Annotated in this window: 13 protein-coding genes; 6 read left to right on the top strand and 7 right to left on the bottom strand. The window is 67.8% G+C overall.

All coding sequences use genetic code 11. The annotated features are described in order from the left end of the window. Window positions 1-88 precede the first annotated feature (88 nt). On the top strand, window positions 89-1,306 hold the full coding sequence (locus R5O87_RS20395) for a pyridoxal phosphate-dependent aminotransferase (protein WP_410554827.1): 1,218 nt from the start codon (window positions 89-91) through the stop codon (window positions 1,304-1,306). Window positions 1,307-1,510: 204 nt separating this feature from the next. Here R5O87_RS20395 and R5O87_RS20390 read toward each other — a convergent pair whose 3' ends face one another. After that, on the bottom strand, window positions 1,511-2,188 hold the full coding sequence (locus R5O87_RS20390; protein ID WP_410554828.1) for a LuxR C-terminal-related transcriptional regulator: 678 nt from the start codon (window positions 2,186-2,188) through the stop codon (window positions 1,511-1,513). Further along, window positions 2,185-3,600 (bottom strand): ATP-binding protein, encoded by a 1,416-nt coding sequence (locus tag R5O87_RS20385; RefSeq protein WP_462836344.1) that lies wholly within the window; start codon window positions 3,598-3,600, stop codon window positions 2,185-2,187. Before R5O87_RS20385 ends, R5O87_RS20390 begins: the two co-directional genes overlap by 4 nt. A 125-nt stretch (window positions 3,601-3,725) precedes the next feature. On the opposite strand from R5O87_RS20385, the gene R5O87_RS20380 reads away from it, so the two are divergent. The 5 genes from R5O87_RS20380 to R5O87_RS20360 all read left to right on the top strand — a co-directional run bounded on the left by R5O87_RS20380 (window position 3,726) and on the right by R5O87_RS20360 (window position 7,983). Next, window positions 3,726-5,348: a PspC domain-containing protein gene (locus tag R5O87_RS20380; protein WP_410554829.1), complete on the top strand. Its 1,623-nt coding sequence runs from the start codon at window positions 3,726-3,728 to the stop codon at window positions 5,346-5,348. Between the two features lies 1 nt (window position 5,349). Then, window positions 5,350-5,634 carry a hypothetical protein gene (locus R5O87_RS20375; protein WP_410554830.1) on the top strand — a complete coding sequence of 95 codons (285 nt, stop codon included), beginning with the start codon at window positions 5,350-5,352 and terminating at the stop codon, window positions 5,632-5,634. Window positions 5,635-5,637: 3 nt separating this feature from the next. Next, entirely contained in the window at window positions 5,638-5,892 is a 255-nt protein-coding gene (locus tag R5O87_RS20370; RefSeq protein WP_410554831.1) for a PspC domain-containing protein, read from the top strand. Between the two features lie 234 nt (window positions 5,893-6,126). Next, window positions 6,127-7,152 (top strand): 6-phosphofructokinase, encoded by a 1,026-nt coding sequence (locus R5O87_RS20365; protein WP_387099047.1) that lies wholly within the window; start codon window positions 6,127-6,129, stop codon window positions 7,150-7,152. A gap of 114 nt (window positions 7,153-7,266) precedes the next feature. Then, a complete protein-coding gene (locus R5O87_RS20360; protein ID WP_410554832.1) occupies window positions 7,267-7,983 on the top strand; it encodes a GNAT family N-acetyltransferase in 717 nt (238 codons plus the stop codon). A 45-nt stretch (window positions 7,984-8,028) separates the two neighbouring features. Here R5O87_RS20360 and R5O87_RS20355 read toward each other — a convergent pair whose 3' ends face one another. From R5O87_RS20355 to R5O87_RS20335, 5 genes are all read right to left on the bottom strand, one after another. After that, window positions 8,029-9,546, bottom strand: a complete 1,518-nt coding sequence (locus R5O87_RS20355) for a DHA2 family efflux MFS transporter permease subunit (RefSeq protein WP_410554833.1) — start codon at window positions 9,544-9,546, stop codon at window positions 8,029-8,031. Between the two features lie 4 nt (window positions 9,547-9,550). Then, window positions 9,551-9,994 carry an ankyrin repeat domain-containing protein gene (locus R5O87_RS20350; protein WP_410554834.1) on the bottom strand — a complete coding sequence of 148 codons (444 nt, stop codon included), beginning with the start codon at window positions 9,992-9,994 and terminating at the stop codon, window positions 9,551-9,553. Beyond that, the gene (gene ygfZ / locus R5O87_RS20345; RefSeq protein ID WP_410554835.1) at window positions 9,991-11,076 is read right to left on the bottom strand and encodes a CAF17-like 4Fe-4S cluster assembly/insertion protein YgfZ; all 1,086 of its coding nucleotides are present in this window, start codon (window positions 11,074-11,076) and stop codon (window positions 9,991-9,993) included. Before ygfZ ends, R5O87_RS20350 begins: the two co-directional genes overlap by 4 nt. A gap of 41 nt (window positions 11,077-11,117) precedes the next feature. Further along, a complete protein-coding gene (locus R5O87_RS20340; protein ID WP_410554836.1) occupies window positions 11,118-11,840 on the bottom strand; it encodes a flavodoxin family protein in 723 nt (240 codons plus the stop codon). 145 nt (window positions 11,841-11,985) lie between these two features. Then, window positions 11,986-12,639 carry a nitrobindin family protein gene (locus tag R5O87_RS20335; protein ID WP_410554837.1) on the bottom strand — a complete coding sequence of 218 codons (654 nt, stop codon included), beginning with the start codon at window positions 12,637-12,639 and terminating at the stop codon, window positions 11,986-11,988. Window positions 12,640-12,664: the final 25 nt, after the last annotated feature.

Genomic DNA, 12,664 nt, shown 5'->3' with positions numbered 1-12,664 from the left:
CCTCGAACGATCCGGTGAACAGCATAGAGTAGATTCCGTCGAAATCCACCATTCAGCTCACCAGCTGCCAGCGAAGAACGGACCCGCCATGTCTTCCGCCCGCGTTTCCCAACGCATTTCCGCCATTGCCGAATCCGCCACCCTGGCTGTCGACGCCAAGGCCAAGGCGCTGAAGGCGGCCGGCCGGCCGGTGATTGGCTTCGGTGCGGGCGAGCCCGACTTCCCCACTCCGGACTACATCGTCCAGGCCGCCATCGAGGCCGCCAGCCAGCCGAAGTACCACCGTTACTCTCCCGCCGGCGGCCTGCCTGAGCTGAAGAAGGCCATCGCTGAGAAGACGTTCCGGGATTCCGGCTACAAAGCCGACCCGTCCCAGGTGCTGGTCACCAACGGCGGCAAGCAGGCCGTCTACAACACGTTCGCCACGCTGGTGGATCCGGGCGACGAAGTGATTGTCCCCACGCCGTTCTGGACCACCTACCCCGAGGCCATCCGCCTCGCCGGCGGTGTCCCGGTGGAGGTCTTCGCCGGCCCGGAGCAGGACTACCTGGTGACCGTGGAGCAGCTCGAAGCAGCCGTCACCGACCGCACGAAGATCCTGCTGTTCGTCTCGCCGTCGAACCCCACCGGCTCCGTGTACTCGCCCGAGCAGGTCGCCGAGATCGGCAAGTGGGCCGCCGCCAAGGGCCTGTGGGTGGTCACCGACGAGATCTACGAGCACCTGACGTACGACGGCGTTCCGTTCACCTCCATCGCCACCGCCGCCCCCGAACTGGGCGACAAGGTAGTGATCCTCAACGGTGTTGCCAAGACGTATGCGATGACCGGCTGGCGCGTGGGCTGGATGATCGGCCCGGCCGACGTCATCAAGGCCGCCACCAACCTGCAGTCGCACGCCACCTCCAACGTGTCCAACATCCCGCAGATCGCGGCCCTGGCGGCTGTCTCCGGCCCGCTCACCGCGGTGGACGAGATGAAGGTCGCCTTCGACCGCCGCCGGAAGGCCATCGTGGAGGGGCTCAACGCGATTGAGGGCGTTGAATGCCCGACGCCGAAGGGTGCCTTTTACGTGTACGCGGACGTCCGCGCGCTGCTGGGTAAGGAATTTCCGACGGCGAACGGCACCGTCCGCCCGGAAACTTCGGCAGCGCTGGCCGCGCTGATCCTGGACGAGGTGGAGGTCGCCGTGGTTCCGGGTGAAGCCTTCGGACCGTCGGGCTACCTGCGGCTCTCCTACGCCCTGGGTGACGAGGACCTCGCCACCGGCGTCGGCCGCCTGCAGGAGTTCCTCGGCAAGGCGCAGTAACCCAAACGCTCGATCGCATCCTGCCGGAAAGATACGGATCCTCTCTCACTTCCTGCAGGAAATCCCCAAACGCTCTCGCACCGAAAATCTTCGGTGCGGGAGCGTTTGCGTTTTAGCGGCAGGATCTGCAGGAGCGTTTGGGAAAAGGCGGCAGGAAGTGATCGGGCGTTGGGGAAAGACGGCAGGAAGTGATCGGGCGTCTGGCTAGAGCAGGCGGCGTTCGGCGGCCCACTTGGTCAGTTCGTGGCGGCTGGACAACTGCAGTTTCCGGAGTACGGCCGAGACGTGGGTTTCGACGGTCTTGATCGAGATGAAGAGCTCCTTGGCCACCTCTTTGTAGCTGTAGCCGCGGGCGATCAGCCGCATCACCTCGAGTTCGCGGGCGGAGAGCTTGTCCAGTTCGTCGTCGGCGATATCCGCCGGGGCGGTGCCGAACGCGTCCAGGACGAAGCCCGCCAGCCGCGGGGAGAACACGGCGTCGCCGCCGGCTACCCGGAACACGGCATCCGTGATCTCCGCACCGGAAATCGTCTTCGTAACATAGCCGCGGGCACCGGCTCGGATCACGGCCACCACGTCCTCGGCGGCATCGGACACACTCAGGGCAAGGAACCGGGTGGTCCCCAGCAGGGCCGCGGAACCGGTGATGACTTCCCGCCCTCCCCCGCCGCGGCCGCCGGGCAGGTGCACGTCCAGCAGGACGACGTCGGGCCGTGCGGCGGCAATAACCTCGACGGCCTGCTCCACGGTGCCGGCCTCGCCGACCACCACCAAGCTCGGATCCAGGTCAGCCTTCAGGCCGGACCGGAAAATCGCGTGGTCATCCACGATCACCACCCGCACGCTTCTTCCCGCCGGGCCTGCCCCTGCCGGTGTAGTCATGACTTCCCTTCCCCGTTGTCCGCGACGTCCGCAGGCAGCCTGAGGCGCACCTCCGTGCCGTCGGGTCCGCTGTTGATGACGGCGTTGCCGCCGTGCCGTTTCATCCGGCCAATAATTGATTCGCGCACGCCCAGCCTGTCGTGCGGGACCGTGTTCAGTTCGAAGCCCGGGCCGCGGTCCTTGACGAAAACTTCCGCGCCGTCGTCGGACACCTCGAGGTAGACGGAAACGGGACCCCCGCCGTGGCGGGCAGCGTTCAGCATGGCTTCGCGGCTGGCCTGCACCAGCGCCTCGTGGCGTTCGGTCATCTCCGTGTCGCCCACGGTCACGACGTCGACGGCGTTTCCGAGGCCGTCCTCGACCTCGGCGGCGGCGGCCTTGATCCGGTCCGAGAGCTGGCCGGCGTCGCGGGCGGGGTCCTTGAAGAGCCAGCCCCGCAGCTCGCGCTCCTGGGCCCGGGCCAGGCGGACGACGTCGTGCTCGTTGCCGGCCCGGCGCTGGATCAGGGCAAGCGTCTGGAGGACGGAGTCGTGCAGGTGGGCGGCGATCTCGGCCCGCTCTGTCTCCCGCACGCGTCCGGCCCGTTCAGTCTCGAGGTCGCGCCAGAACTTCAGGCCCCAGGGCAGCAGCACCAGCGCCACGCCGCCCAGCACGGCCACGGACGCGAGGAGCGCGAGCCAGGTCTGCTGCCATGAACCGGACCCCGACACCATGACCAGCACCCCGGCCACCACGAGGGCGAGGCCCGCAGCCAGCCGCGCCCAGCCGCCGGCCTGGTCCGCCTTGGTTTTGTCCACCAGCCCGGCCCGGCGGGTTTCATCCAGCTGCATCCAGGCAATCGCCGCGCCGCCCAGGATCGCTGCTGCCGGGATCAGCGTGCCGAGGGGCACCTCCACGCCCAGCAGCCTGGCGATCAGGATCGCGGCCACGAGCAGGAGCCCGGCGCCCAGCAGAATCTCCTTGCCGTAGCGCATGCTCCGGATCCGGAACCATGCGCCGGCCCCGGGAGCGGCGGCAGGCGCCGGGGGCCGGGAGGGGGACCCGGCGCCGTACTCCCCCGAAGAAGGGGGGATGGCAGGTGAGGAAACAATTCCTGGTGACGGGACTGTGCCCGGTGAAAAAGCGGGGGCCGGGCCGGACTCAAAGCTGACCGGCGGCAGGCTCACGGCGGGGGCAATGGGCGACGCCGGGCGGCGGGCATTGCGCTTGGCGTTCTCGTCCGCGGTGGGAACCATGATCCACAGCCACGCGTAGAACGCGAGCCCCGCGCCACCGGCGAAGGCTGCGACCACCATGCCAATCCGGACCATGCGCACGGGCCAGCCAAGATGGACCGCCAGGCCGGAGCAGACGCCTGCGATCACGCGGTCGCTGCTGCGGACCAGAGGCGGGCGGGCGGGGGCTGTGGTCATGCATCAATCCAAACACGGATCAGGGTTCCCGGGCCCCGTTGTGAGGGTGATCCCGGGGTAAGTCAGGGACGGCTCAGGGTGTTCCCCAATAGAGGACTGACCAGTACAAACGGCAAGATCGAGGTATGAACTCGCAGAACCCCAACCCCAATGAAGGCCAGCAGCCGGGCACCCCGTCCGAGGGCAACACCGGCCAGGAACCGGAGCACCCCGTACTGCCGGAAAATCCTGAGCCGGTAAGTCATGCTGCGCCGGAGAACCCGACGGAGCCGCTGTTCCCGACTCCCGCCGAGGACGAGCCGCCGCACGCTTCCGCTGGAGACACCCCGCCTTCCGGAACGCACACCGGAGCCCACGCCGGGCCCTCCTTCGGCGGCCCCGCTTACGGTGCCGGCTACGGCCGCGCCGCCCAGCCGCTGAACTTCTTCGACTGGATCCGCAGCCACGGCATCCACCGGGGGCGCGACCGCTGGATCGGCGGCGTCTCGAGCGGCATCGCGGAAAGGATGGGCATCGACCCCCTGATCGTGCGCGGCATCTTTATCGTGCTGACGCTGTTCGCGGGCATCGGCGTCCTCCTGTACGGCCTCGGCTGGGCCCTGCTGCCCGAGCCCGACGGCCGGATCCACACCCAGGAAGCAGGCGCCGGCCGCTGGAGCACCGGCATGACGGGTGCACTCATCACCTCGATCGTCGGCCTCACCGGCATAGGCGGCGGCTTCTGGGGATGGGGCCACGACGGCTTCGGCTTCTTCTGGGCACTGTTCTGGATCGGCGGCATCATCTACCTGATCTATTTCCTGACCCAGCGGAACAAGAACCGCAGCGGAGCACCGATGGGCAGCGCCGCCGGAGGCCGGGCCGCCTATGGTTACGCCGCTCCCGGCAGCCCGACAGTGGCTGGCACAACCGGAACGTCCACGTTCCCGTCCTCCTCCTTCGCTGCAGGCAGTCCTACGGCTTCCCAGCCCTACACGGTGCCGCCGACCCCGGACGCCATCCCGTCATACAGCCAGGCGACCCCATACGGCTCTGGAGCCCCCACAGCCCCCTACGGCGGCGGCCTTCCACCGCGCCGGCCAGCTCCGGTTCCGGTCCCCACACCGGCACCCAAGTCGCGGCCCAGCGGCCCCGGCGCTCCGGCCGTAGCCATCACCGCAGGACTGGCGCTGCTGGCTGGCGGAACGCTCAAAGCGCTCGACGCCGGCAACCTGATTGATCTCGGCGATTCAGCCAACGCCGTGGTCTGGGCAGCCGGCGCGGCGGTCCTGGGACTTGGCATCCTGCTGGCCGGGATGCGCGGCAGGACCTCGGGTGTCCTCGGGTTCTTCGCCGTGGTGGCGCTCATCGTCGGCGGCATCTTCAGCGCCGTGCCCAACGGTGACCGGTTCCGCTTCCAGAACGCGGACTGGAACCCCGTCACCCTCGAGCAGGCCCGCCAGGGCTTCCAGATCACCGGGGGCCGGGGAACTGTGGACCTGACCGGCCTGAACCTGAACCCGCCCCTAAGCACCGACGTCGTGATTCCCCTCGACGCCACGGCAAGCAACGTGACGGTCATCATCCCGCGCACCGTGCCGGTGGATGTCCGGGCCGACATGACCCTGGGCAACCTGAACGAGGGCACGGACAGCCGGGGCGGCATCACCTCCCGGCAAAGCAGCTACAACTCGGACAAACCCGGCGCGCGCCTGATCCTCCAAATCGACGGCACCGTGAGCAACATCGCCATCCAGGAAGGAAACTGACATGAGCAGTTTTGATCCCTCGCCGGAAACAAACCCGGTACCCAAACCGTCCACCCCGGGCACGGACGAACCCGCCGAGGCGCCGGCCCGGGTAGGCACCATCGTCTGGGGCCTGGTGGTCCTCGCCCTGGCCGTCCTGATCGTCATCTCCCAGCTGGGGATTGTGGTCCTGAACGGGACGTATGTGCTGATCGGCCTGATGATCGGAGCCGGGGCCGCACTGGTGATCGGCGGGCTCCTCTCAGCGCGGAAACGTGACAACAGCACAACAAACGGGAAGTCTTGAACCATGGAAAAGTTCTTCAGCATTGTCAGGGGCCTTGGCCTGAAGCGCGGACCGCAGCGGTGGCTGGGCGGCGTATGCGGCGGAATCGCCGGGAAGCTGAACGTGGACGTGGCATTCGTCCGGATCGCGTTCCTCCTCTTCTGCCTGCTGCCGGGCCCGGCCGTCGTGTTCTACCTCGCGGCGTGGCTGATCCTGCCGGACCAGAACAACTCGATCGCCCTTGAATCCTTCCTCGAGAAGCGCGGCACGGGCCGGTAGAGCCCGTGGCGGGCAACCGCCGTCGTCCATTCATTCAGTGCCCCCGTTCTTGCCGGAACGGGGGCACTGTGCTGTCCCGGGCCATGCCGGCCCGGGCGTCCGGAGCCAGCACCGGGACTCCTCGGGGGTGTAATCGTTTGTGTCCTACCCCACACTCCCCACTAGAATCTCTAATTGAGCTCAGCGTGGCGCTCTGCCCGTAAAAACCTTCGAACCAGGATTTGAGCCAAGAAAATGAAAATCGGAATCCTCACCAGCGGCGGCGACTGCCCCGGACTGAACGCCGTCATCCGCGGCGCCGTCCTCAAAGGCATTGCCATCCACGGCCACGAATTCGTGGGATTCCTCGACGGTTGGCGCGGCGTGGTGGAGGGTGACATCATCCCCATCCCCCGAACCCTTGTCCGCGGTATTGCCAAGCAGGGCGGCACCATCCTCGGAACATCCCGCACCAACCCGTTCGAGAACGGCGGCGGACCGGACGTCATCAAAGCCCACATGGACCGGCTGGGCATCGACGCCATCATCGCCATCGGCGGCGAAGGAACCCTCGCGGCTGCCAAGCGCCTCACCGACGCGGGCCTGAAGATCGTCGGCGTCCCCAAGACCGTCGACAACGACCTCGACGCCACGGACTACACGTTCGGCTTCGACACCGCCGTGCAGATTGCCACCGAGGCCATCGACCGGCTGCGGACCACCGGTGAATCCCACCACCGCTGCATGATCGCCGAAGTCATGGGCCGCCACGTCGGCTGGATCGCACTGCACGCCGGGATGGCCTCCGGCGCCCACGCCATCCTGATCCCGGAGCAGAAAGTCAGCATCGAGCAGATCACCAAATGGGTGACCGAGGCCCACGCCCGTGGCCGTGCACCGCTGGTGGTGGTGGCCGAAGGGTTCGTTCCGGAGCACATGGAAAGCCCGCACTCCGAACGCGGACTGGACACCTTCGGCAGGCCGCGGCTGGGCGGGATTGCCGATCAGCTGGCTCCGGAAATCGAAGCCCGGACCGGCATCGAGACCCGCGCCACCATCCTGGGCCACATCCAGCGCGGCGGCGTCCCGTCCGCCTTCGACCGCGTGCTGGCCACCCGCTTGGGCATGGCCGCCATTGACTCCGTGGTGGAGGGCCGCTGGGGCACCATGGTGTCCCTGAGCGGCACCGACATTGACCACGTGGGCTTCGAAGCCGCCCTCGGCAAGCTCAAGACCGTCCCGCAGCACCGCTACGACGAGGCCGCGGTCCTCTTCGGCTGAGCCACTCGGCTTTCATCAGCGCGAACGTACAGTTGTGGCCCCTGATTCTGCGGAGTCAGGGGCCACAACTGTACGTTCGCGCCCGCCGGACGGCAGGATCGGTAGGCTGGGATCATGAGTCTTGACCCCGGATCAGCCGCCATCATCCAGCTTGCCTGGGCGCGCCGCTTGGGGCTCGACGACGGTGCTTTCGCCAGCGCGCTGGAAACCGGCGAGCGGATCACCAGGGTTGACGACGCCGCGCGCTCGGTCGAGTTCGTCCGGCTGTTCGGCAGCTCGGCCCTGGTGGGTCCGCAGTGGGCATTGGACGCCGCGGCCGGCATTTCCGATGAGGAGATGGCCCAGCACGTCACCCTGCTGACCATCACGCGCCGGCACGGAGGCCATGGCCAGGGCTCGGCCGCACTCTTCTTCGCCGACGACCTGCCGCTGCTCCAGCCCGCGGAGGAACTGACCGTATCGCACGGCAACCCTGAAGCCATTGAGCTCGAGGGCCTGTGCCCGCCCGACGACGTGAACGAGGTGGGCCTGTCCGACCTCGAGAACCGCTACACCATCATTCACGACGACGAGGGGCAGCGGGTGCCGGTGGCATGCGGCGCCTACTCCGAATGGGAAGGCATCCTGGCCCACATGGGCGTCCTGGTGGCACCCGAGTGGCGCCGCCGCGGTCTGGGCTCGCTCGCGGCCTCGGTGGCCGCCCACGAAGCCTTGGCCTCGGGGCTGACACTGCAGTGGCGCACCGACGTCAGCAACAAGGGCTCGCTGGCCACGGCACGCAGCCTGGGCTTTTCCACCGGCGGCATCCAGACCAGCGTGCTGCTCGGCTAGCAGCTGGCTGCCGGCGCTAGCCGTGCCGCCCTGCCCCCAAACGCGCTAGCGCGTCGTCGCCTCCGCGTCCTGGCCGGCAGCGGGCCGCTGCCCGCCCCAGCCCTGGACGGCCTTGGGCTTGGCAAAGAACAGGGCCACCGCGGCGCCGAGCACGATCACAGCCGCCGGCAGCATGATCGACTGGCCCATCGCCGTCGCGAAGCCGTCATGGAGCGCGGGAGGCAGCTGGCCGCCGAAGCCGCCGGCCTCACCGCCACCACCCGGCGTCCCGCCGGGTGCCGCCGGAAGTTCCGCGGCGAGCCGGGCCTGCATGAGCACGGCGATGGCCGCACTGCCGAGGACAGCCCCGATCTGCCGCGTCGTGTTGTAAACGCCGGCGCCGGCGCCCGCCTGCCGCATGGGCAGGTTGCGGGTGGCGGTGGAGCTCAGCGGCGCCCAGATGCCGGCATTCGCGAAGCCGAGCACCGCGCTGGGCAGCAGGAACAGCCACACCGGGGTGTCCGGATGCATGAGCGCCGAGTTCCAGAACAGTGCCACGGCCATGAGGAGCAGGCCCGTTGACGTGATGTATTTGGGGTTCACCCGGTCGATGATCTTGCCCACCAGGGGGGCCAGTCCGCCGGAAATCAGCGCCATGGGTGCCATCATCAGGGCCGACTGCGTGGGGGTCATGTCCCGCACGATCTGGTAGTAGAAGATGAGCGGGAGCCCGAAGGCGGTGACAGTGAAGCCCACCGTGGTGATTCCGATGTTCGCCAGCGAGAAGTTGCGGTCACGGAAGAGACCCAGCGGCAGCAGCGGCTCGCCCTTGTTGGCCGCCTGCCAGCCGACAAACAGCGCCAGCACCACTATCCCACTGATGATCAGTCCCCACACCGTGACCGGCCCGGTGATGGTGCCCCAGTTGTACGTCTCGCCCTCCTGGATGCCAAAGACAAGAAGGAAAAGCCCGACGGCGCTAAGCACCACGCCGGGGATGTCGAACCGGTGCGGGTGGGTGGTGAGGGACGGAACGAAGCGCCAGGCAAGGATGAAGCCCACGATCCCGACGGGCACGTTGATGAAGAAGATCCACTCCCAGCCAAGCCCGTCCACGAGCACGCCGCCCAGGATCGGGCCGACCAGCGTGGCCACACCGGCGGTGGCGCCCCACAGGCCCATCGCAGCGCCCCGCCCGTCCGGCGGGAAGATCCGGGTGATCACGGCCATGGTCTGCGGGGCCATCAGCGCCGCGCCGAGGCCCTGCAGGACGCGGGCGGCGATGAGCATTCCGACGGTTCCGGACAGCCCGCACCATAGCGACGCGAGGGTGAAGACTACGAGGCCGGACAGGTAAAGCCGTTTGGGACCGAACCTGTCGCCGAGCCTGCCGGTGATCAGCAGCGGCACCGCATACGCCAGCAGGTAGGCGCTGGTGACCCAGATGACGGCGTTGATGTCCGTATCCAGCCCCTCCATGATGCGCGGGTTGGCCACCGAAACGATGGTGGTATCGATCAGGATCATGAAGAACCCGATGACGAGGGACCAGAGTGCAGGCCACGGCCTGGTGACGTTCTCCAAAAGCTCAGCCCAGCAGTTCCAGGATGTCGTCGCGGGCGAACATCCGGGCGGCGTCACGCGCCGACGGGGAACCGGCGTCGGGATCCGCTCCCGCGTCAATCAGTGCCCTGGCCACGTCCGCGTAACCCTTGAACACTGCGCCGGCCAGCGGGGTCTGTCCGCGGTCGTTGGCAGCGTTGGCGTCGCCGCCGTGGTGCAGGATGAGCTGCACCGTCTCGGCGTGGCCGTGGTAGGCGGCGAGCATGAGCAGCGAGTCGCCCGCGTAGTTGGTCATCGTGGCCGGGGCGCCCGCGTTCAGGTAGCTGCGCAGCAGCTCGGTGTCGCCGTTGCGGGCGGCGTCGAAGAGGGTGTGCGCCAGCGCGAGGGTTTCCTCATCGGGGCCTTGCGAAGCGGGGCCCTGCGAAGCGGGCTGAGAAGCCTGGGCGTCGGGCGCGGTGGAGTCTGTCATCTGTGGGTCCCCCTCAGGAATCCTGTCTGCCTTCCGACGACCTGTCCGGCGTCGGGCGCCACGATCACTTCCTGCGCGGCTGTGTACGGTTCGTCCCCGTCCATTACCGTCAGTATTTCATCCGGGGCGACCGAACGCTTGATGACTGCCAGCGCGATGGGGCCCATCTCGTAGTGCTGTGCCACGGACGTCACGGTGCCCACCTTGCGCTCCCCCACCCGGACTTCGCTGCCGGGGGCGGGCATAGTGTGCTGGGAGCCGTCGAGCTGCAGGAACACGAGGCGCCGAGGCGGGTGGCCAAGGTTGTGGACGCGGGCGATCGTCTCCTGGCCTTTGTAGCAGCCCTTGGCCAGGTGCACGGCGGTGCGGAGCAGGTCCAGTTCGTGCGGAATGGTCTTGTCGTCCGTTTCGGCCCCGAGCCGCGGACGCCAGGCGGCCACTCGCAGGGCTTCGGCGGAGAGAACGCCGGCGAGCTTGCGGTCCCCCACCGTCTGCTCGAGTTCGGCGGCGGGCACGAGGTATTCGAACCACGGCCGTTCGGCGCCGGGGTGGGTGTCTTCCGGGACCACGGCGTACGAGTAGCCGCCCGCCCCGACGTGCGGCCAGGGGTCCTGCCACACCAGCAGGCCGGACCATTCGGGCACGGCTTTGGTGGATCCCACCACTGCCCAGTCGGCCGATACGTCCGCCACCTCGACGCGGAGCGTGAACTTCATCTTGGTCAGCCACTCAGCCAGGGGTCCCGCTTCGGCGGCCTCGACGATCAGCCAGGTGGTCCCGCCGTCGTCCACCACGCGCGCATCGAACTCGATGCGGCCCTGGATACTCAGGAGCAGCAGCTCACTGGATTCACCGGGCTGCAAGTTGGTGACCTGCTGGGAGGAGAGCGTATTAAGCCAGCTAAGGCGGTCCGGTCCGGTGACCGTCACCACACCGCGGTGGGAAAGATCGACGACGGCGGTTCCGGCCGCCAGGGCGCGCTGCTCCCGCAGGGGCTCGCCGTAGTGGGACGCGACGCCGGCGTCGGCGCCGCCCGCTTCAACGGCGCCAGGGCGCGACAACAGAGGGCTCTTGGTAGTCATATGAAGGGGAACGTCCTTGGCTGGGAGGGTATTCCGGCCACCTAGCGGTATTCCGGGTTTTCGAAACCGAATTTGGTTCCGGCCTTCCATTCTTCCGGAAGGTTGCCGTAGGCGGGAATTCCGCCGGCGTCCTTGAGCGTCCGGGCCAGGTGCAGGAGGTTCCACGTCATGAAGGTGGTGTTCCGGTTCGTGAAGTCGCTCTCCGGGCCGCCCGATCCCTCATCCAGGTAGCTGGGCCCCGGCCCGACGGGGCCGATCCAGCCGGCATCGGCCTGTGGCGGGATGGTGAAGCCGATGTGCTGCAGGCTGTAGAGGACGTTCATGGAGCAGTGCTTGATGCCGTCCTCGTTGCCGGTGATCAGGCAGCCCCCGACCTTCGGGTAGAAGGCCCACTGGCCCTTCTCGTTGAGCTGGCCGGAGTGGGCGTAGAGCCGCTCGATGAGCTTCTTGGTCTGCGAGGAGTTGTCGCCCAGCCAGATGGGTCCGGCCACCACCACGATGTCCGCTTCCTTCACGGCCGGATACAGCCCGGGCCATTCATCGGTTGCCCAGCCATGCTCACGCATGTCCGGGTAGACGCCGCTGGCGATGTCGTGGTCGACAGTGCGGATGACCCGGGTGGCCACGCCCTGCTTCTCCATAATCAGCCGGCTCACGGTGATCAGGCCCTCGGTGTTGCTCTTTTCCGGCGACCGCTTCAGCGTGCCATTAAAGTAGACGGCTTTGAGGTCGCTGTAGTCAGCCGGAGGCTGGGACTCATCCATCGGACACTCCATCGGGTTGCTGCGGAATCAGGTTGTGGGACCTGAGGCCAAGGTAGCCCAAGGGAGCGCCGGCGAACAGTGCAGGTGAACGGAGCAGGTTTACAGTGCCCGCGGACGCCAGGGTACGGAAGCAGGGGTGCCGCGGTCAGGAGACCTTTTTAAGGAACGCCGAGGCGTGCGCCTCGAGGCCGTTGCCCGCCTCGACAGGTTCGGCGGCCGGTTGGGCAGCCCCGGCGGTTGCCGACGGCCGGCCGGTGGCCACGTCCCAGCGCCAGAGCAGGTTGCCCTCGACCAGCCCGAAGATCCGGGTGGCGGCGCTGTATTCCTTCGAGTGGCTGCCGCGCATCACCATGTCGGTGCTGAGCTGGATCTGCGGGCCCTTGATCTGCCCGTAGTAGAGCTCCGAGATGCCGCCGGGGTGGCTGATGGAGACCGAGATGTCGAAGCCGCCGTCCTTGTTGCGGAGGGCCTCCACCTCGTCGGCGCTTTTCAGCACGGGCACGATGTCCCCGGGAACCAGGCCGGGGCCGCTGTCGGCCTCCAGCTGCTTGCGCTCCAGGGCCCAAAAACCGGTCTCAACAGTGAGCGGCCGGAGCTTGGTGCCGTCCTCGTCGGTCAGCCAACTTTCCGCACGGTACTGCAGATACGGCAGACCGTTGTGGGTGAAGGAGACATGCTGCAGGAAGTGCTCTGAACCTTCATCACCGGCCCCGAGCCGGCCGCGCCCCTCCCACTCACCAATGAGCCAGGAGAGGGGAACCAGTTCGGGGGTCAGGTCCGTAGGAATTTCAATAGGCACAGCCGCTACCTCTCGAAACCGCTAA

The organism is Arthrobacter globiformis, assembly GCF_046536215.2.
In the GTDB taxonomy this organism is placed as follows: domain Bacteria; phylum Actinomycetota; class Actinomycetes; order Actinomycetales; family Micrococcaceae; genus Arthrobacter; species Arthrobacter globiformis_E.
This window is presented reverse-complemented; position numbering and strand designations above follow the sequence as displayed.

Excerpts from the sequence above, each read along its gene's own strand:
- ygfZ (WP_410554835.1), bottom strand. The coding sequence starts at position 11,076 with ATGACTACCAAGAGCCCTCTGTTGTCGCGCCCTGGCGCCGTTGAAGCG.
- R5O87_RS20365 (WP_387099047.1), top strand. The coding sequence starts at position 6,127 with ATGAAAATCGGAATCCTCACCAGCGGCGGCGACTGCCCCGGACTGAAC.
- R5O87_RS20385 (WP_462836344.1), bottom strand. The coding sequence starts at position 3,600 with ATGACCACAGCCCCCGCCCGCCCGCCTCTGGTCCGCAGCAGCGACCGC.
- R5O87_RS20350 (WP_410554834.1), bottom strand. The coding sequence starts at position 9,994 with ATGACAGACTCCACCGCGCCCGACGCCCAGGCTTCTCAGCCCGCTTCG.
- R5O87_RS20395 (WP_410554827.1), top strand. The coding sequence starts at position 89 with ATGTCTTCCGCCCGCGTTTCCCAACGCATTTCCGCCATTGCCGAATCC.
- R5O87_RS20375 (WP_410554830.1), top strand. The coding sequence starts at position 5,350 with ATGAGCAGTTTTGATCCCTCGCCGGAAACAAACCCGGTACCCAAACCG.
- R5O87_RS20390 (WP_410554828.1), bottom strand. The coding sequence starts at position 2,188 with ATGACTACACCGGCAGGGGCAGGCCCGGCGGGAAGAAGCGTGCGGGTG.
- R5O87_RS20340 (WP_410554836.1), bottom strand. The coding sequence starts at position 11,840 with ATGGATGAGTCCCAGCCTCCGGCTGACTACAGCGACCTCAAAGCCGTC.
- R5O87_RS20380 (WP_410554829.1), top strand. The coding sequence starts at position 3,726 with ATGAACTCGCAGAACCCCAACCCCAATGAAGGCCAGCAGCCGGGCACC.
- R5O87_RS20370 (WP_410554831.1), top strand. The coding sequence starts at position 5,638 with ATGGAAAAGTTCTTCAGCATTGTCAGGGGCCTTGGCCTGAAGCGCGGA.
- R5O87_RS20360 (WP_410554832.1), top strand. The coding sequence starts at position 7,267 with ATGAGTCTTGACCCCGGATCAGCCGCCATCATCCAGCTTGCCTGGGCG.